The 21,296-nt window shown below is 68.6% G+C and carries 24 protein-coding genes and 1 pseudogene; 10 read left to right on the top strand and 15 right to left on the bottom strand.

What is annotated here, in order from left to right; translation table 11 throughout:
* Positions 1 to 77 precede the first annotated feature (77 nt).
* From OG293_RS38255 to OG293_RS38245, 3 genes are read right to left on the bottom strand one after another with little or no spacing between them, the layout of a single operon-like run.
* Positions 78 to 1,037 carry an ROK family protein gene (locus OG293_RS38255; protein ID WP_406003329.1) on the bottom strand — a complete coding sequence of 320 codons (960 nt, stop codon included), beginning with the start codon at positions 1,035 to 1,037 and terminating at the stop codon, positions 78 to 80.
* Positions 1,034 to 2,557: a M81 family metallopeptidase gene (locus tag OG293_RS38250; RefSeq protein ID WP_406003328.1), complete on the bottom strand. Its 1,524-nt coding sequence runs from the start codon at positions 2,555 to 2,557 to the stop codon at positions 1,034 to 1,036. Before OG293_RS38250 ends, OG293_RS38255 begins: the two co-directional genes overlap by 4 nt.
* Complete coding sequence (locus OG293_RS38245) at positions 2,554 to 3,738, bottom strand: ROK family protein (protein WP_406003327.1); 1,185 nt, start codon at positions 3,736 to 3,738, stop codon at positions 2,554 to 2,556. The genes OG293_RS38250 and OG293_RS38245 overlap by 4 nt, the downstream gene beginning before the upstream one ends.
* A 147-nt stretch (positions 3,739 to 3,885) precedes the next feature.
* Here OG293_RS38245 and OG293_RS38240 point away from each other — a divergent pair, with 147 nt between their 5' ends.
* The 4 genes from OG293_RS38240 to OG293_RS38225 are packed head-to-tail and all read left to right on the top strand — an operon-like array spanning position 3,886 to position 7,143.
* Positions 3,886 to 4,617 (top strand): amino acid ABC transporter ATP-binding protein, encoded by a 732-nt coding sequence (locus OG293_RS38240; protein ID WP_406003835.1) that lies wholly within the window; start codon positions 3,886 to 3,888, stop codon positions 4,615 to 4,617.
* Positions 4,618 to 4,637: 20 nt separating this feature from the next.
* A complete protein-coding gene (locus OG293_RS38235) occupies positions 4,638 to 5,597 on the top strand; it encodes a glutamate ABC transporter substrate-binding protein (protein WP_406003326.1) in 960 nt (319 codons plus the stop codon).
* An 8-nt stretch (positions 5,598 to 5,605) separates the two neighbouring features.
* Positions 5,606 to 6,250, top strand: a complete 645-nt coding sequence (locus OG293_RS38230) for an amino acid ABC transporter permease (protein ID WP_406003325.1) — start codon at positions 5,606 to 5,608, stop codon at positions 6,248 to 6,250.
* Positions 6,247 to 7,143 (top strand): amino acid ABC transporter permease, encoded by an 897-nt coding sequence (locus tag OG293_RS38225; protein WP_405997511.1) that lies wholly within the window; start codon positions 6,247 to 6,249, stop codon positions 7,141 to 7,143. Before OG293_RS38230 ends, OG293_RS38225 begins: the two co-directional genes overlap by 4 nt.
* Before the next feature lie 223 nt (positions 7,144 to 7,366).
* Here the strand turns inward: OG293_RS38225 and OG293_RS38220 are convergent, their stop codons facing one another.
* From OG293_RS38220 to OG293_RS38200, 5 genes are all read right to left on the bottom strand, one after another.
* The gene (locus OG293_RS38220) at positions 7,367 to 9,022 is read right to left on the bottom strand and encodes a recombinase family protein (protein WP_406003324.1); all 1,656 of its coding nucleotides are present in this window, start codon (positions 9,020 to 9,022) and stop codon (positions 7,367 to 7,369) included.
* A gap of 45 nt (positions 9,023 to 9,067) precedes the next feature.
* A complete protein-coding gene (locus tag OG293_RS38215) occupies positions 9,068 to 9,460 on the bottom strand; it encodes a recombinase family protein (RefSeq protein ID WP_406003323.1) in 393 nt (130 codons plus the stop codon).
* A 33-nt stretch (positions 9,461 to 9,493) separates the two neighbouring features.
* Positions 9,494 to 9,790, bottom strand: a complete 297-nt coding sequence (locus tag OG293_RS38210; RefSeq protein ID WP_406003322.1) for a hypothetical protein — start codon at positions 9,788 to 9,790, stop codon at positions 9,494 to 9,496.
* Positions 9,750 to 10,319 (bottom strand): helix-turn-helix domain-containing protein, encoded by a 570-nt coding sequence (locus OG293_RS38205; protein ID WP_406003321.1) that lies wholly within the window; start codon positions 10,317 to 10,319, stop codon positions 9,750 to 9,752. The genes OG293_RS38210 and OG293_RS38205 overlap by 41 nt, the downstream gene beginning before the upstream one ends.
* Before the next feature lie 122 nt (positions 10,320 to 10,441).
* Positions 10,442 to 10,696, bottom strand: a complete 255-nt coding sequence (locus tag OG293_RS38200; RefSeq protein WP_406003320.1) for a DUF5372 family protein — start codon at positions 10,694 to 10,696, stop codon at positions 10,442 to 10,444.
* Between the two features lie 32 nt (positions 10,697 to 10,728).
* Between OG293_RS38200 and OG293_RS38195 the strand changes: the two genes are divergently transcribed.
* The gene (locus OG293_RS38195; protein ID WP_406003319.1) at positions 10,729 to 11,016 is read left to right on the top strand and encodes a hypothetical protein; all 288 of its coding nucleotides are present in this window, start codon (positions 10,729 to 10,731) and stop codon (positions 11,014 to 11,016) included.
* A 450-nt stretch (positions 11,017 to 11,466) separates the two neighbouring features.
* Here OG293_RS38195 and OG293_RS38190 read toward each other — a convergent pair whose 3' ends face one another.
* Positions 11,467 to 12,708 carry an MFS transporter gene (locus tag OG293_RS38190; RefSeq protein WP_406003834.1) on the bottom strand — a complete coding sequence of 414 codons (1,242 nt, stop codon included), beginning with the start codon at positions 12,706 to 12,708 and terminating at the stop codon, positions 11,467 to 11,469.
* Positions 12,709 to 12,907: 199 nt separating this feature from the next.
* Here OG293_RS38190 and OG293_RS38185 point away from each other — a divergent pair, with 199 nt between their 5' ends.
* Positions 12,908 to 13,330, top strand: coding sequence for a hypothetical protein (locus OG293_RS38185; protein WP_406003874.1), 423 nt, complete (start codon positions 12,908 to 12,910; stop codon positions 13,328 to 13,330).
* Between the two features lie 93 nt (positions 13,331 to 13,423).
* On the opposite strand, the pseudogene OG293_RS38180 reads toward OG293_RS38185, so the two are convergent.
* From OG293_RS38180 to OG293_RS38170, 3 genes and pseudogenes are all read right to left on the bottom strand, one after another.
* Positions 13,424 to 13,696 (bottom strand): annotated as a pseudogene (locus tag OG293_RS38180) (relaxase domain-containing protein); the annotation flags it as partial.
* Positions 13,697 to 13,937: 241 nt separating this feature from the next.
* A complete protein-coding gene (locus OG293_RS38175) occupies positions 13,938 to 14,354 on the bottom strand; it encodes a peptidoglycan-binding protein (RefSeq protein WP_406003318.1) in 417 nt (138 codons plus the stop codon).
* A 15-nt stretch (positions 14,355 to 14,369) separates the two neighbouring features.
* The gene (locus OG293_RS38170; RefSeq protein ID WP_406003317.1) at positions 14,370 to 14,549 is read right to left on the bottom strand and encodes a peptidoglycan-binding protein; all 180 of its coding nucleotides are present in this window, start codon (positions 14,547 to 14,549) and stop codon (positions 14,370 to 14,372) included.
* A 549-nt stretch (positions 14,550 to 15,098) separates the two neighbouring features.
* Between OG293_RS38170 and OG293_RS38165 the strand changes: the two genes are divergently transcribed.
* On the top strand, positions 15,099 to 15,575 hold the full coding sequence (locus OG293_RS38165) for a hypothetical protein (RefSeq protein ID WP_406003316.1): 477 nt from the start codon (positions 15,099 to 15,101) through the stop codon (positions 15,573 to 15,575).
* A gap of 75 nt (positions 15,576 to 15,650) precedes the next feature.
* Here the strand turns inward: OG293_RS38165 and OG293_RS38160 are convergent, their stop codons facing one another.
* From OG293_RS38160 to OG293_RS38150, 3 genes are all read right to left on the bottom strand, one after another.
* Positions 15,651 to 18,161 carry an ATP-binding protein gene (locus OG293_RS38160; RefSeq protein ID WP_406003315.1) on the bottom strand — a complete coding sequence of 837 codons (2,511 nt, stop codon included), beginning with the start codon at positions 18,159 to 18,161 and terminating at the stop codon, positions 15,651 to 15,653.
* Between the two features lie 354 nt (positions 18,162 to 18,515).
* Positions 18,516 to 18,830: a hypothetical protein gene (locus OG293_RS38155; RefSeq protein ID WP_406003314.1), complete on the bottom strand. Its 315-nt coding sequence runs from the start codon at positions 18,828 to 18,830 to the stop codon at positions 18,516 to 18,518.
* 127 nt (positions 18,831 to 18,957) lie between these two features.
* Positions 18,958 to 19,212 carry a hypothetical protein gene (locus OG293_RS38150; RefSeq protein ID WP_406003313.1) on the bottom strand — a complete coding sequence of 85 codons (255 nt, stop codon included), beginning with the start codon at positions 19,210 to 19,212 and terminating at the stop codon, positions 18,958 to 18,960.
* A 284-nt stretch (positions 19,213 to 19,496) separates the two neighbouring features.
* On the opposite strand from OG293_RS38150, the gene OG293_RS38145 reads away from it, so the two are divergent.
* The 3 genes from OG293_RS38145 to OG293_RS38135 all read left to right on the top strand — a co-directional run bounded on the left by OG293_RS38145 (position 19,497) and on the right by OG293_RS38135 (position 21,171).
* Positions 19,497 to 19,676, top strand: coding sequence for a hypothetical protein (locus OG293_RS38145; RefSeq protein WP_406003312.1), 180 nt, complete (start codon positions 19,497 to 19,499; stop codon positions 19,674 to 19,676).
* Positions 19,670 to 19,849 (top strand): hypothetical protein, encoded by a 180-nt coding sequence (locus OG293_RS38140; RefSeq protein WP_406003311.1) that lies wholly within the window; start codon positions 19,670 to 19,672, stop codon positions 19,847 to 19,849. Before OG293_RS38145 ends, OG293_RS38140 begins: the two co-directional genes overlap by 7 nt.
* A gap of 833 nt (positions 19,850 to 20,682) precedes the next feature.
* Positions 20,683 to 21,171, top strand: a complete 489-nt coding sequence (locus OG293_RS38135) for a calmodulin-binding protein (RefSeq protein WP_406003310.1) — start codon at positions 20,683 to 20,685, stop codon at positions 21,169 to 21,171.
* Positions 21,172 to 21,296: the final 125 nt, after the last annotated feature.

The raw sequence follows: 21,296 nt of genomic DNA, 5'->3' as shown, positions 1-21,296 counted from the left end.
CCGGTGACGGATTCCCGTGCGGGCGTTCTGGCGTCGCGCCGCCCACGCTGCGGCGGCGCGGCGGGGGTGTGGTGGTTTCAGGGGGTGACGCAGGGCTGCGGTTGTGGCCTGTTCGGGGCGAAGGTGTGGGCGGCCAGCGCCGCTGCTCCGCGTGCGGCGGCGGCGTGGGTCAGGCGGGGACCGGTGATGGTGATTCCGCTGAGCGGCGGCAGTGTTGCGGCTCGTGCGGCCGTGCGCAGCGGGTCCCACCAGCAGGGCCCGGAGGAGGCCACGCCTCCGGCCACGACGACGAGGTCGGGGTCGAGGACGCTGACGAGGCCGCCGATCGCCTCGCCCAACGCGCTTGCGGCGGCGGCGAGGACGTGCTGGGCGTGGGGATCCGCCGCGGATGCCAGGTCGGCGATCTGCCGGGTGTCCAGCGGCCGGCCGCTGCTGTGGTGGTAGGCCCGGGCGATGGCTGTTCCGCTGGCCACGGTGTCGAGGTGCCCGGTGCCGCCGCAGGAGCAGGGCAGTCCCGCGGCGGCCGCCGAGGGGGCGTGGCCGAGTTCCCCGCCCGAGCCGTGGCTGCCCCGCAGGAGGTTTCCACCGGTGATGACCGCGCCGCCGATACCCGTACCCACGGTGACGAAGAGCAGGTTGTGGTGGCCGGCTCCGGCCCCCAGTGTCATCTCGGCGAACGCCAGGGTGTTGACGTCATTGTCAACGACGACGGGCAGGCCGAGGCTGTCCTCCACAGCTCGGCGCAGGGGTGTGCCGGTCCATCCGGGCAGTGCCTGTGAGGCGTGGGTGACCGTGCCATCGGGGTGGGAGACGATGCCGTGCGTGCCCAGGCCGATGCCTTCGATACGGGCTGCGCGCCCGGCCCGGTCACGCAGCCGCCTGAGGGTCTCGGTCACGGTGGCGAGGACGGCGTCGGGGCCGTCGAGGGCGGGGGTGGCCACTCTTCGGTGTGCCAGGACCGTGCCGTCGGCCGCCGTCAGGACGGCCTCGGTCTTGGTTCCGCCGATGTCGGCACCGAGGTGGAGGAGGTCGTTCACCGGGCAGCTCCGGGGGCGGCGGCCGCGTTCCTTGCGGGGATCAGACGGGGAGTCAGGTCGGGGGCGGGCATGTCCGGGTCGAACGGGTGCAGCGGGCGGCGCAGGCGCCGGTGGCCCAGCCGCGGCAGATCCTGGTCGACGCCGCCCGGGGTCAGCGCGATCATCCAGTCCGCCGCCAGTGCCCGCAGTTCGGGCTCCAGGTAGCCGATCTTGACGACGACGATGTCGCTGGTGCGCGGGTCCAGGCCGAGCCGGGTGAAGTCCTCGATGTGATGGAAGGGCCTGCGCTCGCCGGTGAGCACGGTCCGCACGCCGCCGGTGTGGACCACGGCCGCCGCGCCGCCGGGGCTGTGCGGCCCGCACGCGAAGTCCACCCGGCCGGTGAGCCGGACCGGCTGGCCGTGGACGGTGTCCAGCCGGCCGCCGACGTACAGGTCCACGGTGGAGCCGGGCCCGGCGCTTACGCACGCGGCGACCGCCTCGGGGTCGACGACGGCGGCGTAGACGGTGCTCAGCCCGCTGGCGGCGAGGTCCTTGTCGCCGAGCAGCACGCTCAGCAGGTGGGGGACGTCTCCGGCGCCGCCCGCGGTGGGGTTGTCGCCCGAGTCGCTGATCACGAAGGGCCGGCGTACGGCGCTCACCGCGGCTGCCACGGCTTGCTGAGCGGTGCCCGTGGGGCCGACGAAGGCGAAGTCGTCGCGCAGGCTCCAGTAGCGTTCGGCGAGCCGGCGGGCCTGTGCGCACGCGGTCCGTTCGTCTGTCCCTGTGACGACGACGGCGGCGGCGCTGCGCGGCTCGTCGGCCCAGGCATAGCCGACCCATAGGGCCGCGTCCAGGACGCCGCGGACCCGCTCGGTCTCAGCCAGCGATGCGTACAGGCCGCGGGCGGGCTCCACCTGGGTGCTGGTCTTCTCTCCGGGGAGCAGTACCGGGATCCTCACCCAGGCCTTGGCGGGCCGCTGCCCGGTACGCAGGCACTGGACCAGGTGGCGGGCCGCGCGCTCCCGGGTGATCCACTCGTCCTCGTGTGGTGCGAGGCGGTGTGCGGTGATCAGGTCGACGTTCGCGACCAGCTCCTCGGTGATGCTGCCGTGCAGGTCGGTGGGGCAGGAGATGAGGCAGCCGGGGCCGACTGCGCCGGCGACCGCTTCGGCGAGTTCGGCCTCGATGTCGTCGTGGCCGGGCACGTGCATGGCGCCGTGCAGGTCGAGCAGGAGCCCGTCCAGCGGTCCGGCCTCGTCGAGCCGGCCGAGCAGTTCGTCCCGCAGCGCCGCGTAGGCGGCGGGCCGCACCGGGCCTCCGGGCACCGCCCGGGCGTGCACCAGGGGCACCCACTGCACCTGCTCGGTCCACTCGTGGGCGCCGGGCCCGGTGAAGTCGAACAGGGCGAGCAGGTTCTGGCCGCGGCGTACGTCGAAGTCGTCGTAGGACGTGGTGTGGGGAGTGAAGGTGCTGCATTCGATGTGAATGCCGCCGATACCGATGAGCAGGGGACGGCGGTCCTCTGGGGTGGTGGTCATCGCTGGGCCGCCTCCTGACCGTTCTCGGGTGCGGACAGGATCTGCTCGAGCACCATCAGCCCGGCTCCGATGACACCCGCGTTGGGCCCGGTGGTGGCGGTGTCGATCTCCAGGGACTCGGTGGCCAGCGGCAGGCAGCGCTCGTAGATGGCGCCGCGCACGGCGGCGAGCAGCGGCTGTGTGACGCCGAGGGCGCCGCCGAGCACGAGAAGGCCGGGGTTGAAGAAGTTGACGACGGTGGCCAGGACCTCGCCGAGGTTGCGGCCGGCCTCGCGCACCAAGGTGGTGGCGGCGACGTTGCCCGATTCCACGAGCCGGACGATGTCGGCGGGGCGGTCCACCTGCAGGCCCTGCTCCTCCAAGCCCCGGGTGATGGCCGCGCCGCTCGCCACCGTCTCCAGGCATCCGGTGTTGCCGCAGGCGCAGGGGATGTCGGCGGCCGAGGGGACCTGGACATGGCTGATGTCGCCGGCCGCCCCCATGGCCCCGTGGTGCAGATGGCCCGCGGCGATCACCCCACAGCCGATGCCGGTGCCCATCTTGACCATCAGCAGATGCCCGACGTCGGCGCGGGCGGTGAGGTGCTCGCCGACTGCCATCAGGTTGGCGTCGTTCTCCACCACCACCGGCAGCCCCAGCCGGTCGCTCAGGGCGCCGCGGATTGAGGCGCTGTGCCAACCGGGCATGCGCGAGGGCAGGACGACCTGGCCGCGGTGGTGGTCGACGGGGCCGGGCAGGCCGATGCCGAGCCCTCGGGCGGGGACGCCGCCCATGGCGGGTGAGGCGAGCAGGTCCTGGCACCGTTCGACCAGCCAGTCCACGGTGTGCTCCGGCCCCTCGGCCAGGTCCCAGGCGTATTCGTGCACCACATGGACCCGGCCGGCGACGTCGATGGCGGCGAGGCGCGCGTGGCGGGAGCCGAAGTCGGCGGCGAGGAGCATCCCGCCGTCCTTGCGGATCTCCAGGAGCCGGGGGCGGCGCCCGCCCTGGGAGCGGCCGCTACCCGACTCGTGCAGGTAGCCGTGGCTGAGGAGGTGCTCCACCCGCGCCGAGACGGTCGAGGGGGCCAGCTTCACGAGGCGGACCAGGTCGGATCTCGAGCTGGCCTGGCCGGTTGAGACCAGGCGCAGCAGATGCGAGGGAGATCCCGACTCCGGGACGTGGCCTACTTGAAAGTCCATGAGCCATAGATATCACGAGCAATTACAGGACAGTAGGTCTTGACTTAGTTCGATGGTTGGACTTTTCATTCAACCACTCGCCCCAACTGATGGGAGTTGGCGATGCTCAGTGGATCAAGTAAGGGTGCCACGGAGACGGACATGCCCATGGTCCGCATCCGGGGGCTCCAGAAATCCTTTGGAGCCAACCTGGTGCTCGACGGCATCGACCTCGACGTCGCCACCGCCGAAGTAGTGGTCGTCGCCGGCCCCTCCGGGTCCGGCAAGTCCACCCTGTGCCGCTGTATCAACCGACTGGAGACGGCCGAGGCGGGAGAGATCCTCGTCGCGGGCCGCCCCGTGCCGGCCGAGGGCCAGGCCCTGGCCCGCATGCGGGCCGAGGTCGGCATGGTCTTCCAGCAGTTCAACCTCTTCGCCCACAAGACCGTCCTGGACAACGTGGCCCTCGGACCGGTCAAAGTGCTCGGATGCCGGCCCGAGCAGGCCAGGCGCCGGGCCGAGGAACTCCTCGACCGCGTCGGGGTGAGCGCTCAGGCGGCCAAGTACCCGGCGCAGTTGTCCGGAGGCCAGCAGCAGCGGGTGGCCATCGCCCGCTCGCTGGCCATGGACCCCAAGGTCATGCTCTTCGACGAACCGACCTCCGCCCTCGACCCTGAGATGATCAACGAAGTCCTCGACGTGATGAAGAGGCTGGCGGCGGACGGGATGACGATGGTGGTCGTCACCCACGAAATGGGCTTCGCCCGCTCCGCGGCGGACCGCGTGGTCTTCATGGACGGCGGACGCATCGTCGAGCAGGCGCCCCCCGAGCAGTTCTTCTCCTCACCGCGCAGCCGGCGCGCCCAGGAGTTCCTTTCCAAGATCCTCGTCCACGGCTGACCCGAACCCAAGGAACACAGATGAAGCCTCGCCCGACCTCACCGGCCGCGCACCGCACCGTCCTGCTCCTCACGGCCGTCTGCGCCGCCGCGCTGACCGCGACCGCCTGCGGCGGCTCCCCCGGCAGCGCCCCGCCCGTCCCCGGCAAGTCCGGCGGCGCCGGCCCCGATTACCTCGCCGACGCCCCCGAGGCCGCGGCCGCCGCCATGCCCGACGACTCCACGATGGCCAAGATCCGCAAGCGCGGCTACCTGATCGTCGGCGGCTCCTCCGACGCGCCGCTGCTCTCGCAGAAGAACCCGACCACCGGCAAGTACGAGGGCTTCGACGCCGACATGGGCCGCCTGCTGGCGGCGTACATCCTCGGCGAGCCCAACGTGCGGATCGTCAGCTCGGCCACCCAGACCCGTGAGGCGCTGCTGCAGAACCACACCGTCGATGTCGTCTTCCAGACTTACAGCATCACCCCCGAGCGGGCCAGACAGGTGACCTTCGTCGGCCCCTACCTCTCCAGCGGCTTCCAGATCGCCACCCGCAAGGGCACCCAGGGGATCACCACGCTGGCCGATCTCAACGGCCAGACAGTCATCGCCGGTGCCAACACCCCGGCCATCCCCGAGATCAAGAAGGCCGCCCCGAAGGCCAAGATCCTCACCTTCGACACCGACCCCGCGTGCATACAGGCCCTCAAGCAGGGCCGCGGCAAGGCCTACGTCCAGGACAACATCACCCTCGCGGGCACCGTGAAGACCAGCCCCGACCTGCAGATCACCGGCGAGCCCTTCAATGAGGGCAACATGGGAATCGGTGTCCCCAAGGACCAGCCGGAGATGTCGAAGTTCGTCAACACCTGGCTGACCAAGGTGATCGATGACGGCCACTGGAGCAAGGTCTGGAAGGCCAACTTCGGCGACACCCTCGGCGACAAGACCCCGCCCGTGGTCGGCTCCGTCCCGGACGTGTACTCCTCGAAGGACTGACGAACCCGGTGTCCGCGCTCACCCATCATCTGCCCCAACTCGTCGACGGGCTGCTGTCCACCTGCCTGCTGATGCTGCTCTCCCTCGTCGGAGCGCTGGCCATCGGTGTGCTGGTGGCGGCAGCCAGGGTCAGCCCCGTCGCCTCACTGCGCGCCGCGGGCACGGCGTACGTGGAGCTGTTCCAGAATGTGCCCCTGCTGGTGTGGCTCCTGCTGTTCGTCTTCGCGCTGCCCGAAGTCGGGGTCATCTTCCCGCTGTTCAGCACCGCCGTGATCACCCTGGCACTCTACGAGGCCTCCTACATGGCCGAGGCGGTGCGCAGCGGCATCAACAGCGTGGGCCGGGGCCAGGCGGAAGCGGCCAGATCCATCGGCCTGACCACGACTCAGGCACTGCGGTACGTCGTTGTGCCGCAGGCGCTGCGGGCCGTGGTCCAGCCGGTTGGCAACGTCACCATCGCACTCACCATGAACACCTCCCTGGCCGCCGCGGTCGGCGTCGTCGAACTCACCCACGCGGCCAACGAGGTCAACCTCGCCGAGGCGCAGCCCATCCCGGTCTTCGTCGGCGCGGGCCTGGCCTATATGGCCGTCACCCTCACCATCGGCCTCGCGACCGGCTACATCGAGCGGAAAGTAGCGATCGTACGATGAGCTCCCGCGAACCCACCGTCCTCTTCGACGCGCCGGGCCCCCGGGCCCGGCGCAGGGAACGCCTCGCGAGCGCCGCGACCGCCCTGGTCGTCCTCGCACTGCTGGCCATCGCCGTCAACCGGTTCGCCGACCGCGGCCAGCTCGACGCCGACAAGTGGCAGCCGTTCACCACCTGGGCGGTCTGGCGCTTCCTCCTCAACGGCGCCTGGTACAGCCTGCTCGCCGCCGCGGGCGCCGCCGCCATCGCCGGACCGCTCGGACTGCTGCTCGCGGTCGGCCGGATGTCCGCGCACCGGACGGTGCGCTGGGTCTCGGGCACCTACATCGAGATCATGCGCACCGTCCCGGTCCTGCTGCTCATCTACCTCACCCTGTTCGCGCTGCCCAAGTACGGGATGAACCTCCCCCTGTACTGGAAACTCGTCGCGCCGCTGGCGCTGTCGATCGCCGCCTCCACCGCCGAGATCTTCCGCGCCGGACTGCTCTCGCTGGACCGCGGTCAGAAGGAGGCGGGGCTGTCGCTGGGCCTGACCTCCGGCCGCACGATGCTCGTGATCCTGCTCCCGCAGGCCCTGCGCCGGGTGGTGCCCTCCCTGGTCAGCCAGTCGGTCGGCCTGATCAAGGACACCTCACTGGGCTACATCGTCAGCTACTACGAACTGCTCTTCAGCGGGCAGGTCTACGCCACCTACAGCCACCTGCTCATCCAAACCTTCCTCGTCGTGGCCGCGATATACCTGGTCGTCAACGCCGCCCTGTCCAAGACCGCGCGGGTGCTGCAGAACCGCGGCGGACCGCGCCGCTCCCGCCCGGCCGTGCCCGGGACCGGCCCGGCGAGCCCGCCCCGGGACGAGACGAGGACGGTCGCCGACGCCGTGCCGGGAGGACGGTGATGAGGGACGATGCGCGGTTCGAGGTGTGCGTCGACTCCGCCGCGGGCGCCATGACCGCCCAGGACAGGCGCACGCTGCCGCGAAACCGGTGATCGTGCCGGAGACCATCGTCTGCGACCACGGCATGGTGTTCATCTCCCGCAACTGCCGATCCTCCTGCCGGTTCCTGGGCATCAACTTCCAGCCCACGCACCCTGGTTCACCTGCTGAGAAACCTCGTGCTTCATACTGCGCCTCCTTGGGCTAATTCGGTGGGTGTTCCAGCTGGTGCTGGTCGTGGTCCCGGTGGCCGTCCGATCCTGGGCCGTTCCAGGTCGGGTGGTGGCGGGAAGTAGAAGTACTCGCCCTTGTCGTTGGCGACAAGGGCGGTCAGCAGGCCGTTGTTCCGCCAGACCTGGACGGTGTTCAGGCCGATGCCGAGCCGCCGGGCGATCTCGCGCAGGCTCAACATGCCCTGGTCCGCGAGCCGTTGGGGGTGGCTGCGCAGTCCGTACCTGTTCCGGATGTGCCGGACGATCGTGGGCCGGAGGGCGTGGCCGGTGCCGCTGACGTGGCCGCGTTCGGTGAGGATGGCGGCGACCTGGCCGTCGGTGTGGTCGTCGAGGAGCTCGTCGATGGCGGCGACGACCTCGGGCGGGGTCTGCCGGATCTGCCAGGAGGCCAGAGGGACGGGCAGGGTCAGAGTGTGCTCCTGGCCGCCGGTCAGCCGGACGTGGACGGCGATCTCGTCGGCCCGGACCAGAGTGACGTCGACGACCAGCAGTCTGACCAGGCGCTTTCGTTCCCGCATCGGAGTATCGGGGTCCTTCCAGAGGGCGGGAAAGTCTCCAGCGAGGGCGGTGATCCGGGCCCGCTGGGCGTCGTCGAGGACACCTCCACCGTCGTTTCTGGCGCTCTCGTACGTTTCGCGGACCTGGGTGAGTTCGCGCAGGGCGGTGTTCCAGTCGGCTTCCAGACTGCCCGCGACGAGCCGGTTGTCAGGATCGACGGCGAGGTAGCGACGGCGGGCCAAGTCGACCTGGTACTGGGCACGTTCGACACCGGCGGCCCGCAGCCTCTCGGTCTCGTCGGCGCGGGCGGCGAGTTCGTCGGCGACCGCGAGGGCGGCGGTGATCGCGTGCGGAGTCAGCGCCTCGATGAGGAGGCGGCCGACGGCGTTGTCGACCACGGCGCCGTGCACGCGCTGACAGATCGGGTTGCCGTACTCGATGCCCTTGGCCTGGCAGACGTACTCCGGCTCCAGGCCGCCTTTGCGCTGGTGGTAGCGCACGGTCATCCGGCGTCCGCAGATCCCGCACAGGGTCATTCCCTGGAGCAGGGCCGGGCCCTCGCGGGCCGGTCCGTGGCGGCGGTCCTTGCCATGGGCGACGGCGTTCGAGGTCAGCCTGGCCTCATTGGCCTCGTACTTGTCGAAGGAGATGTAGCCGACGTGGGCATCGGGGAACAGTGCGATCCACTGCTCGCGTGGCTGCAAAGCCGGTGCGCTCTTCCCGCTCGCTGTGGGTTTGTGCTGGTGACGGCCATAGACGAAGGCCCCGGCATAGCGCGGGTTGTGCAGGATCTGCAGCACCCGCGAGTGCGCGATCGGCCCCCAGACGACCTTGCCCTTGTCCGGGCCGGACTGGATCCGCCGCGGCAGGGTGAGGCGGTCGTGGTTGAACGCCTTGACCACGCCGGTGGCCGAGCCGGTGGTGTCGAACAGCGTGAACACGGTGCGGATCGCCCGCTGGATCGCGGTGTCCGGGTCGAGGACGACTTTTCCGGCGCCGTCGTAGACCAGGCCGATCGGCAGCGGCTGGACCAGTTTCCCGCGCCGGGCCTTGGACAGCTGACCACCCCGAAGACGCGCTTTGAGCAGGTGCAACTCCGCCTCGGACATGGTCCCTTTGAGCCCGAGCAGGAGGCGGTCGTTGACGTCGCAGGGCTAGAGGCCGTCCTCGTCCAGGATCAGCGTCCCGGACATCGCGCTGATCTCCAGCAGCCGGTGCCAGTCGGTGCTGTTGCGCGCGAGGCGGGAGACCTCCAGGCCGAGCACGATCCCGGCGTGTCCCATGCCGACCTCGGTGACCAGCCGCTGGAAGCCCTCCCGGTCCGCGGCCGTGGCGCCGGACTGGCCCTGGTCGGTGTCGATGACGTGGATCCGGTCGGCCGGCCACCCCAGCGCGATCGCCCGCTCCTTCAGCCCGTACTGCCGCACCGTCGACTCGGTGTTGTTCAGAACCTGCTTGAGCGAGCTCTGCCGGACATACAGGTAGGCGTCTCTGGCGAGGTGGGAGGCCGTCACCTTGGCGGCCGGACCGAACAACTGGTCATTCATCGATGTTCCCGTGCCTTCTCATCTCGCGGTGGATCAGGGGGAGTTGGCGTGGGCCCAGACCATCCGGGACCACACCTGGATGACCTCCGCGTCCAGCGTGGTGGCCACCGCACCGGCGGCCGACGGGCCCGGATTCCTTGTCCTCGGAGCTGCCGCGGCGGCCAGCGAAGTTGCCACCTTCAGATACGCGGCCTTGCCGCGGGCAACGAGCACGCCCAGCCCGCCTCGGCACCCGCCGCGGCCCGCGCTCTCGCGCAGCCGCTCGTACTCGGTGACGCCCGCCGTGACGTCACCGCCCGGGGCGGCAGCGGGATATGGGCTCGTCCTCACCGGCGCTTTCCGGCTCGCGCCGCCGGGACAGCGCGCGCTCGACGGACCGCGGGTGGACGCTGAAGCCGAACTCCCCGGCGACCTTCTCGGTGATCTCCTTCGAGGTCAGCGCGGCGTCGGCGGCCAGCCAGGCGTCGATTCGATCCATGACCGGTGCGGTCAGCTTGACCGGCCCCTTCGGGCCCGGCTTGCCGGGGACCAGGGCACCCGGACCGCCCACGTCCAGGGCGGCGGCAATCTCATAGAACGCCTGACGGCAGTAGCCGAAGGCGCGGGCCGCCCGGGCCACGGGCACCTTGTCGACGCGGACGCGCCGCACCATCTCGTACTTGACCTGCACCACGTCGCGCGGGTCGCAGAACGGCGAGGCCAGGAACACCTCGTCGGTCACCTTCTCCGGATGCGGGTTGAGCGATCTCGACGCGGCCAGCACAGCCACCTTCGGATCCTTCGCCGTCACCGCCATCGCGTCCGCCTCCCCTGTCACCAGCCGTGTCACCAGGTTCGCGCCGACACCCGGACCGGCCAAGACCACAAGGCAGGCGCGCGGAGGCAAACCACCAGATCAGAAGTGCTCCGGCTGGCTACCTCCGCGCGCCGTCGATCACCCCGGCCGTCCGGCCGGGCGTGAATCAGACGACGGTCACGGCATCATCTTCCCGACACCCGTACACGGAGAGCGTCGATCAGCCCGGCGACGGCCAGGAGGTCCTCCACGCGGAACGGGCACCGGCCCGCGGCCATCGTGACGAACGGATCGACCGGATCGAGGTCCGTCCAGGCCGCCGGCAGCGACGCCAGCTGCCCGTCCTCGTCCTGGAAGGCGACCCTGTCCTCGTCCCAGGTCCGGCGCCGGTCAACGAACGTGAACTCCCGCCCGGACCAGGGATGGAAGGGATGCGCCACCCTCACAACTCCGGGCCGACCGTGCTGATCGGGTGCAGTCGACGACTCGTGACAAGCCTCATATCGAGAAGATGATGTCCTCGGTGGGCACCTTGTTCTGCCAGTACGTGTCCGGCTACACGGGCTCCAACACCTACCTGGTGGATCATCTGCGGTGGCTGGAGCGTGAATGCCTGGCCTTCGACACGGTCCAAGTACGCGACCTGGAAAGGTATATGGGCATCGTCGGCGCCGGGGTCCGTATGCCGCTCGGCGAGCCCTGGCGGGTCGGCAAGCGCCCCTATGTCGGTCCGCACTGTCGATCGCGGCGTCCTGACTGAAGAGCTTTTACCTGCACCAAGCCTCCCTCGGCATCAACGTCGACGTCGGTGAGAAGCTGGATGGCACCCGGCTGCCGTCGCGAGTGGACCGTCGTCGCTCGTTCCTGGGACACGTGAAATCCACGATGCCCGCGAATCCGCTCGCGCCGCAGGGCCCACACCGCCGGCATCCGAAGATGCTCCCGGACGGGGCGAGGGACAGACTGCTGGAGAGGGTGAACTCCGCCTGGGACCGGCTGGTGGTGACCTGGCTCGCCGATGGCGGCCTTCGGGTCGGTGAGCTCTGCGGGCTGCATCTGATTGGCCTACATCTGCGCGAGAACGCGGCCTGCAACGAGTGCCGCAGCACTCACCTGCACGTCTGTCATCGTCCGAACAATCTGAACCGGGCCGAGGCTAAAACCAAGCACGCCTGGCAGGTTGAACACGGCACGGTGACAGGCGGGTTGATCAAGCGGGTCGGTCCGGCGATGGTGCACGCCTACTTCGAGTACATGACGACCGATCAACCGGCTGCGACGTGCTGGGCCAGCAGACCGTGGCATTCAAGGGGCGCGTCCGTGTACCCCGCAGACGAAGGCCGGTTCGACTGAGTCGAACCGGCCGTGGTGTCACGTCGTCGCGGCGGTGGTCACCGTGCTGTGGCGACGTCGACCGGCTCCTCGCCCAGGCGGCCCTTTGTTCGGATTGGCGCCGTTTCACACGCAGGAAAAGTGACATCGTCAGGCTGATTGCGAGGCCGACGATCGCGACGAAGATGATGGAGTTGATGCCGAAATGCTGGGCGATGAACTCGCCGATGACCGGAGTGAGCCCACCTCCGGCGATCTCGCCGATGCCGATCGGCAATCCGGCCGCGGAGGCGACCAGAGCCGCGGGCACGGCCTCGGTGACCACGGGGCCGGTCAGCAGGCACAGAGCGCCGAATTCACAGACGGCGGCGACGAACAGCACCAGGAACAGAGCTGCGAGGTTCGCGCCGATGGCACGGAAGACGATGAGTGCGCCAATGCCGATGACGAAGGCAACGACAAGGACGGGTTTCCGGCCCAGCCGATCAGACAGTGCAGGCAGGGCGATATATCCGACGAACCCTCCGAACCCAAAGGCTGACAGGACGAATCCCATGTGAGTGGCGGACAAACCGAGGTAGTCGGTGAGGTAGCTCGGCATGAGGGTGACCATGACGAAGACGCAGGAGAAGTTGCCGAACAGCATGGCCGTGGCCAGGAGGACATTGCGTTCGGCGAAGATCGCCAGGGCGGGCGGGCACCGACGCGAACTTCCGCGGTCCGGGTGCCTGCCCGGACTTGGCTCGCCGCAGCGGCGTGACCTGGCTCCCGCAGGGTTCGGTACAGCAGAAAGGCGACGACAAACCCGGGGCAGTGCCACCAACGAGAAGACCCATCGCCAGCTGGACAGCACGTCGAGAAGCTGGGTGGCGATGATCGGGCCGACACCGAGTCCGAGCAGCGCGAACAGGCTTTGCTGCAAACCCATGTTGAATCCGCGGCGTGACGGTGTCGAGGACTCCGAGGTGTGCGCGATACTCGCCGGCGTGTAGGCCCCTTCGAAAAGTCCCATGGTGGCGCGAAACACAAGCAGCATTCCCATACCGGACGCGGCCCCCGTGAGGCCGCAGATGAGGGAGAATCCGACGACGGCCGGGATGAGGACTTTGCGCCGCCCGATGCGGTCGGAGAGGTTTCCCCCAGAAGATGGCGAGAACGCCGCTGATGATGCCGAGGTCCTGATAGGTCAGTTCCTGGGGCGGTAACCCGGGCGTGGGCTCGCTGCACCGGTTCCGGGGCGCGGTGGAGTCCCGGGCGATGTGGTCCCAGGCCCGGTAGAAGTCGTTGTCGCGCACCGAATATCCGGCCGCGTACGACGGGTGGGCGCCGCCGGGTACGACTGCGACCGCGTCGATCACCCAGCCGCCGACTTCGACTGGCCGGACCGCTGGTGGGTCGCCGGGACCGATGGCAAGTCGCCTCGGGAGTCGAGCCGGTACGAGCGTGTACGTGAGCTGGTCGGGGGCCGGGGCCCGGCGGCCGGGCTGGGGAACGGTGAGCTGTCGGGAGTGGCGGGACAGGGCCGCGTTCGCGATGTAGTCGTCCAGGCCGCGCGTGAACTCAAGGCCGCGCAGGGTCTCCAGCAGGTGCCGGCGGGCTTCGGCCAGCACGTGGCGGCGGGCGAAGGAGCGGCGCACGGTGAAGACGACCGCGGCGACGTCGACGGCGGCGAGCGCGGTGTCCACCCGCGGGCCCACCCGGTCCCGGATCGCCTTCCCGGCCGCGCGGCACCGCTCCAGTAGCCCGTCGACCATCTGCTTGCCGAAGCGCAGGATCGCGGACGTACGCCACCACGCGCGCAGTTGCTCCAACGGCTTCGGGGTTTTCTTCGCCCGGCGGGTGTCCTGAGGCCCACCACCCGAGCCCGTGGCGGCCGCGCTTGCCGGGCAGCCGCCCGTGCTTCTTGACGTAGTGTCGGTGATGCCCTCCAGGGCCGCGTCGATCTGCTCGCGGCGGGTGGCCGACCAGTCGATGAGGTCGCGGTCCACGCCGGCTATCTCCATGACTGGATGCAGGCCCGGCGTCACCTCCCGGGGCACGGTTGCCAGACCCAGCTCCTCACACACCTCGGTGGTCGTCGTGAGGGTGTAGAGCGTCCCGGCCGCCACGACGTGCTGATAGAGGTGGCGGGTGTCGAGAGCTGCAGGCCCGCATTCAGAATGTCCCGTTCCGTTGTGACGACCTGGGATTTCCTGAGCTTTTCGTGCCCAGGACACGGCATTGCTGTCTCACGACCTTGTCCCCTCGGCCTGCGCGGTGTGCGGGTAGTCTCAGGTTCCTCCTTGGGGGCTGCATGCGGTCGCGGCCGAAGCCGGAACATACAGCCCGGTCGGGCTGTATGTGCGGTAATCATCCGGGACCGTTGACCCGGTCGCATGCGAAGCCGGCCACTCGCCAGTGAAGGGCGTCCCGAGTGCGCGGGCCGTAGACCCCGTCGGCCGCCTGCCCCTCCTGGGACTGTGCACGCCGCAGTGCCGCCTGGGTGCCCGCCCCGAAGATCCCGTCTCGGGCGAGATCCTCCCCGTAGCATTCGTTCAGGGAAAGCTGCAGTGCCTTCACCCCATTGCCGCTGTTGCCGCGCGCCAGCAGGCAGCTCACGTTGCGACTTGCGGCGGGTATCGTCGTGCTAGAACCGTGGACTGTGGTGTACGAGACACTGGTGTTGCACGTGGGCGTCGCGGCCTGAGCTGTGCCCGCGTCGAGCAGCATGGGTGCGCCGGCGGCCAGGATAACCGCCATGCCGAGAGTCCTGCGGCGTGTACTCAAGTCCTTCTCCTCTGCTCAGTTGATGGTTATCAGCCAGTACCAGGTGTCGGGCCCGACGACTCCGTCGACGGAGAGGCCGCCGTTGCGCTGGAACATTCGTACACAAGTGCGGGTGGTGGGGCCGAAGATGCCCTCGACGAATCCCGGCCCCGGGGCCCCGAGATGGGAGGACAGCAGGACTTGGGCGTGGCGCACGTAGGCACCGGTATTGCCCTGGCGCAGGTAAACATCGGGGTTCTTGAGGGTTGCACGTCGCTGCTCGGACGGTAGGTGCGGGTGCCGACTTGGTTGACACAGGCCGAGCGGTCCGAGGCGGCGGAGTACGCCACCGCGGAAGCATTGGACGCGATTGACCGATCAGCGGCTGGAGCGGGAGAGGCCACAAGGCCACCCGCGAGCGCTGATGCGAGTGTGACGGTCACCATCACGTGGCGAAGCCGCATGAGTCATCAGCCTCCTCAATTTCTTGACGGATACCTTGACTGCCCCGCCGGCCGACGAAGAGATACCCCGCAGCCAAGCAGCTGAAATGTCGCTGGCTGAAGGGGTGGTCCCATACGAGGACGTACGAATGTGAGCCCAGCCGCCAGCCACGCACGTTCCGTCACCATGTACGGACTCGAACACCCTCGTACAGCACGAGGGCTGCTGAGGCGAACTCTCATGTGGTCGGATCGGATCGCTGTCCCGCGGTGCAGTCATCGTCTATGGCGAGCCCGCGCCGATCCGTCGAAGGGAGTTCCAATGAGCTTCACACGCAAGCTGGCCGTCGGCACCGCCCTGCTGGGGCTGACGATGGCGGGGTCGGCCATACCAGCCACAGCGGCTGCCCCGACGGCCGCTGCCCCCTATCCCATCTGCTACGGCTCCGACGCGTACGTCACGAACCAGCACGGTCGGAACGGAGCCTACGGAAAGACCTCATGGTGCCTGCAGAGCAACGGCTACTTCGAGACCACGACCGGTACGAGCTCGGTCAAGGATCTGGTCAGCGGCGACGGCGTCGCAGCGCGCATCTGGCTGTGGGGTGAGTACCAATCCGGCCAGGACTTCAAGTTCGAGCGCAAGAAAGACACCGTTGATACTGCTGGGGCGACCTCGTGGGGTTTCGAGGGCTACCTGAGGTACATGACGATCTGGGTATGCCTGGGAACGAAGGCGCCTGGTACCACCAACAACAACTGCGAGGAGCTGACCCCAGCGATCCGCTATCCCTGGTGAAAGCGGTACCTCCAGGTAACGGCCACGCCGCCTCCTGCCGGTGGGTGCGTCACGCGCTGCCCGCACCCACCGGCGTCAGGTGAGCTGCGAACGGGCCAGCCGCGCCTCAGTTCGGGCACGCACGGCGTCGGCGCTGTTTCCCAACAGGTCGGCTGCGGCGGCCACCTGGTCAAGTGCCTGCGCAAGCCAGTAGAACGCGTTCAGCCGTCGCCAGATGGCGGCGGCTGCGGTGGCGCGAAGAAGAGCGATGCGCGGTCGGCCAGCGGCGAGCTGAGCGTTGCCGATGTTCAGTAGAGTGGCCGCTTCCCCCCATTCGTTCGCACACTCCCGATAGACATGCAGACATTCGGCCAGCAGCCGACGCCCTGCCGCCGGTTGGCCCAGCCGGACCTGCGCATCACCGAGCCAGCACCGCGCGTGTGTCGCCGATAACCTGTCGCCCACGCTCAGGCTCAGGCCCTCCGCATGGGCATAGCATCGGGCGGCCGACACGCTGTCCCCGCGGGCACGGTGAACGTGGCCCAGCGACCGCGACGCCAACGATTCGCCGGGCTGGTAGCCGATGAGCCGGCTGAGCCGCTGGCTCTCCGCAAAAAGACGCTCGGCCTCCGCGAGGTCGCCACGCTCGAAGCAGATGACGCCACTTCCGTTGACCGCGTACGTCAGGCAGTTTGCATTGCCGATCGACCGCGCCAGCTCGGCAGCGCGCTCGAAGTAGGACAGCGCGCGTGATTGCTGACCGATGAGCCGGTAGACGTAGGCCAACCCGGCCATGGCGCTGGCGGTGTAATCCGGCTCCGCCGGCTCCGGCGGGTTCAGTGCCCTTTGGAAGTGCTCGATGGCCTCCGGATACCGGTCGACAATGGTGCCCAGCTCACCGAGGGATCGGTGCAGCTTGACGGCGGTGCGACGGTCGCCATTGGCGATGGCTTTGGCCAGGGCCTTCTGTTGCAGTTGGCGCCACTCGTCGAAGTGACTGCGGATCTGAAAGAACGTGGTCAACGACACCGCCAGGCATCCGGCCAGGGTGGCGTTGGTACTGATCCGGCGCTCGATGAGCCAGCCCAGGAACTCCGCCTCCTCGTCGAACCAGCTCAGTGGGTGCGACAGCAGGCGATGGGCATCGTCGCCCGGCAGCGTCCACTGCGGCGGGTGGTGGTGGCGGGTGATCCCGCGAAAGTCGGCGCTGAGCTGGACGTCCGCTGTCTGTGTCAGCTGGAGTGCAGCACTGAGCACCCGGTCGAGTGCACGTTCCCGATGGTCTTCTGCGTCCTTCTGGTGCGCAGCCTCCCGAGCGAACGCCGCGACCATGTCGTGCATCTGGTAGCGGGTTCTGCCGCGCGACGTGGAGCGGATCTCCACCAGATGCAGTTCCAGCAGCTGATCCAGCAGGAGCTCGGCACCGGCGAGATCAGTGTCGAGCAACGCCGCCACAACCCAGGCGGAGAGGTCGGTGCTGCCGCACAAGCTCATCAGCCGCAGCACTCGCTGGGCGGAGGTCGCGAGGTGTCGATAGGACAGCTCGATGCTGGCGCGTACGGCGACGTCGCCGACGGTGAACTCGTTGAGTTTGCTTCGCTCGTCGGCCAGGGCCCGCGCCATGTCTTCCAACGGCATGTGCGGGCGGGCGGCCAGGCGGGCGCCGATCACCCACACGGCCAAGGGCAGGCACCCGCACTCGTTCACGATCTGGTTCGCCACGGCTGGCCTCTTCGCGGTGCGGCTGCTTCCGGCCATGTGGCTGAGCAGCGAAACCGCGTCGTCCGGGCGCAGATGGGGCAGTTGCAGGCGTGTTCCGCTGTTGTCGGCAAGAGTGGAGCGGCTGGTCATGACGGCCCGGCACTCCAGGCCGTTGGGCAACAGATCGCGCGCCATTCGTGAGTTGGCCACATTGTCCAGGATGACGAGCACCCGTCGCTGCGCCAGCAACGTTCGGTACATCGCCACCCGCTCACCGATGTCCCGAGGAATCGTGGAGCTGCGCATGCCGAGGGCGCGCAGGAATATGGCGAGGACCTTCCGGGGATCCACCGGCGTCGCACCGAAACCGCCGAGGTCGGCGTAAAGCTGCCCGTCAGGAAACTCACTGATGAACTTGTGCCCCAGGTAGACGGCCAGGGATGTCTTGCCCACACCGGCCGGCCCGGTGATGATCAGGCACTGCGATTCATCGTCGGCCGCCTTCAGAAACCTGCCTGCGACGTCGACCTCCTCGTCGCGCCCGACAAGAGGAAGCTGAGCCGGCGGCAGAAGACACGGCGCTCCCACGGACCTGCTTCTACTCTTCATGGCCGGGGGTTCCTCGGCCATGGATCGGCGCACCTCCAGCCATCGAGCCACTTCGTCTTCCGGCAGGTCGAGGGTGCGCAGCAGCATGCCGATCAATTCGCCGTGAGGCAATGTATCCCGGTTGAGGGCGCTGGCGACCGTACTCATCGGCAGGCTGTAGCCCTGCTGACGGGCACGTCGTTCGATGTCACGAAAGGACAGGCCAGTTCTGGTCTTCAGCCGCCGCAGTTGGGCCACGAACTCGCTGCTGTTGTGTGCGTCGCCGGGGTCGACGCCGGTCGCTTCGGCGGGGTTCATCTCGCCACCCGCCCACGCGCTTGTCTCCACGGCGCCAAGGGGACCCCGCCCCGCAGCAAGCCGCATGCCACAGCGACACGCATCCGAGCAGCGCAGGCAGCCGAACCGCATACGTACAGCATGACTCCACATCATGCCCGTGGTCCTACGTGACGACCACGGGATTGTCGGCCAAGGGCAACCGCCAGGGCGCGGAAGCATCTCCGCGAGCAGGCTCTCGTCGAAGAGCCAGTCGCGACGGTGACCGGCGAGGAAGCGCAGGTTCTCAAGTTGTTGCTTCCGGCGGTTCGCGCCGCACCTGGAAGTCCCGGCTGCGCGAGAGGACGATCTCGCGTGGCCAGCCAAGGGCGTAGTTCACCTTGGTCGGCTGAGCAGGTGCTGTGGCTTCACATCGACCGCCCTCGGCACGTCCTTCGCCCGGAAGAGGAGGAAGTCCGGGACGTGACGCCGTAGTTGCCCGTTCACGGTGGTGGAGAAGCGGAACGGCTGGGCGAAGACCGCGGTCAAGTCCAGGTCGAAGTCGGCGTAGAGGAGGCGTGTCAGCTCAAGCCGCGACTCGTAGACGACGTGGACGCGCATGGTGGAGGACCAGTACGTGCCCGAGTAGTGCTTCTGGCCGTACCGCCAGCGGAACGTGCCACGGCACCGAGGGCTCGAAAATATCGGCACCCGTCGTCGGCCAGGTACGGGCCTCGTCGATCTGTCCGTCACTGCGGTGCAGGCTCATCGAGACTTCGCCGACTACATACGACATGCCCCACCCCCGAGCAGCAAGTACGGGGAGTAATACCCCGGGTCAGACAGGAGATCGCCTCATGCCTACAACTGTGTCTTCCGCGACGGGAGGCCGGTCGCGTTCATCAACTTCGATACCGCCCACCCCGGTGCTCGTATCTGAGACCTCGCCTACGCCGCCTATCGGTTCGTGCCCCTGACCGATCCAGGCAACGGTGACTTCACCCTGGCCGTCGAGGAACAGGCCCGCCGACTCCGACTCCTCGCAGACGCCTACCAGCTTGACGACAACGATCGCCGCGTCGCTTGCCGACACGGCCCGGGACCGCTTGGAACACCTGGTCCGCCACATGCATGAGCAAGCCGACGCTGGCACCGCCGCGTTCGCCGAGCACATCGCCGCCGGACACGACTCCCCTTACCGCACCGACGCGGCACACATCGCTCGCCACGCAACACCAGGGGGAATAGTGCACGGTCGGAATAACCCCCCTCCCGCCAGTAATGCAGGGCCTGAGATCCGGGTGCTGCCCCGACCCCGAACCCGGCGCAGACGGCGTCCCTGGCCGGCATCTGATCCGCAGCCGCCACTACAAAACCGTGACCGATGACGACGGCAACCACGTCCCCGCTGGCGAAGTACACGAGGTCCCCTGGGTCGCCATCGCACCCGTCGTCCGCGCCATCCGAGTCCTGGAACGGATGGTCCCCGACGGAGAGCTCCTCCTCAGCTCCGCGCACCACAACTTCCCCTGGTTCCAGGGTTTCAAGGCGTGCTGAAGAACAGCTCGCTGAACAGGCGGATCCGGGAGTTCGTGACCTGGGCGAACCACGAGGTGGACAGGCACGGACTGCCAGAGCAGCCCATCGCCGAGGACCCGCACGGCGCGATCGGCACGAGCCGGTTGAGACGGAGTCTGCCTGGCACATCTCCCGACGCCCCGGTGGACTGATCGCGCTCGCCATCCAGTACGGGCACATGCGCACGATCCTGGATGCCCGCACGTCCAGCGCTGCCGCTCCCGCAGCCGCCACGGAATTCACGGTGTCCTCGACATCGAGACCGCACTGGCGGCAGCCGACACCGCCTCCCGGCTCCGGGACCGCGTCGCGGCCGGCGAGAAGTTCTCCGGCCCTGCCGCCAGCCGGGCTCTGTCCGCCGCAGCTCAGACACCCCGCTTCGAGGGCCGCACCGTCACCAGGAGCTTCGCGCGCAAGGCACCGCCTTCCTCGCCCGCGACGGCGTCGTGCTCTATAACAACCCTGACGCGTTCCTCATCTGCGCGTTCAAGCGTGACAACGCGCTCTGCGAACCCGACCCGGGCGCCACCGCCCCGCGGCAGTACGACTGCCGGCCCGGTTGCGGCAACCACCGTACGCTCCGAAACACCCACCGTCTCAGCAACCGCACGCACATGCCGAGTCGACAACTCCCCCGCCTGCTGCCGCTCCAGCAGACGACGCACCACCAACCCCCTGGGCAGCCCAGCCCCACGGCGGCCGGCTCCTACGCCTTGATCCACCCCACGATCACACCAGCCTGAACCACCCCACCGCATAAGAACTCTCGAACCTGAGACAGCATCACCCACCATGCTGGGGGAAGAAGTTCGGCCACACCATGACTTGGCTGGATCTGCGTTGTTGATCTTGCGTCTTGATGTGACTTCTGGTGGAGTCGACCAGCCCCGCCGAATGACGGCCCTTCCGGTCGGCATGAGGCGGAGCTTTTTTGAGTTCATTTAGCTGTGCGAGCGAGCACGGCCCGATAGCACCGGAGTTATCAGTGCGACGTATCATGACCAGGATCGGTGTTCTGGCAGCGGCCACCATCGCAGCCATCCCTGCCGCCGGAACCGCGCAGGCGCAGCCGGTCGATGCTGCTGCGCCGCGTGCGTCGGCCTCGTCGGAGGCCTATTTCGAGTTCACCGATGTGACCCGTGAGCGCTTTGTCTTCAAGCTGACCGATCCGGCGAAGATCCAGGAGGCCAGGAACGTCCTCAGCGGGCAGCGCAAGGGGAACAACCACATCATCGGGAAGATCGTCGCCTCTCCGGCGTCGTACAACCCGGGCTGGAAGTTCACCCTCGACTCAGACACGGTCGGCTTCTTCGACAGGGCCATGGAGGTGTGCGATGCGACCATTCCCTATGTCAACGAGCACCTCGATGAGGCGGGCGGCTCGTTCCTGCCGGGCATGACCTGGTGCGACTGGAGCTCACGCCTGGTCCGTGAGGTTCCCGCGCCCAAGGCGGCGCAGAAGCCGGCCCGCTGAGCACGGCGCTGATGTCATGACCCGGAACCCGGGCCCGGTGACCGCAAGATCCGCGTCGTGCACCGGGCCCGGTTCACCAAATTTGATTCAGGGGCGAATCCCGCGGCCCGCGGCCAAGGTTCCCC

It is taken from the genome of Streptomyces sp. NBC_00829, from assembly GCF_045161795.1.
In the GTDB taxonomy this organism is placed as follows: Bacteria; Actinomycetota; Actinomycetes; order Streptomycetales; family Streptomycetaceae; genus Streptomyces.
The sequence above is the reverse complement of the archived record's forward strand: the minus strand, read 5'-3'. Positions and strand labels throughout refer to the sequence as shown.

Bases quoted from the DNA above. Each gene is read 5' to 3' on its own strand.
- OG293_RS38250 (WP_406003328.1), bottom strand. From the start codon at position 2,557: ATGACCACCACCCCAGAGGACCGCCGTCCCCTGCTCATCGGTATCGGC.
- OG293_RS38220 (WP_406003324.1), bottom strand. From the start codon at position 9,022: ATGTCCGAGGCGGAGTTGCACCTGCTCAAAGCGCGTCTTCGGGGTGGT.
- OG293_RS38160 (WP_406003315.1), bottom strand. From the start codon at position 18,161: ATGAACCCCGCCGAAGCGACCGGCGTCGACCCCGGCGACGCACACAAC.
- OG293_RS38165 (WP_406003316.1), top strand. From the start codon at position 15,099: ATGAGCTTCACACGCAAGCTGGCCGTCGGCACCGCCCTGCTGGGGCTG.
- OG293_RS38215 (WP_406003323.1), bottom strand. From the start codon at position 9,460: ATGAATGACCAGTTGTTCGGTCCGGCCGCCAAGGTGACGGCCTCCCAC.
- OG293_RS38235 (WP_406003326.1), top strand. From the start codon at position 4,638: ATGAAGCCTCGCCCGACCTCACCGGCCGCGCACCGCACCGTCCTGCTC.
- OG293_RS38240 (WP_406003835.1), top strand. From the start codon at position 3,886: ATGGTCCGCATCCGGGGGCTCCAGAAATCCTTTGGAGCCAACCTGGTG.
- OG293_RS38245 (WP_406003327.1), bottom strand. From the start codon at position 3,738: ATGGACTTTCAAGTAGGCCACGTCCCGGAGTCGGGATCTCCCTCGCAT.
- OG293_RS38225 (WP_405997511.1), top strand. From the start codon at position 6,247: ATGAGCTCCCGCGAACCCACCGTCCTCTTCGACGCGCCGGGCCCCCGG.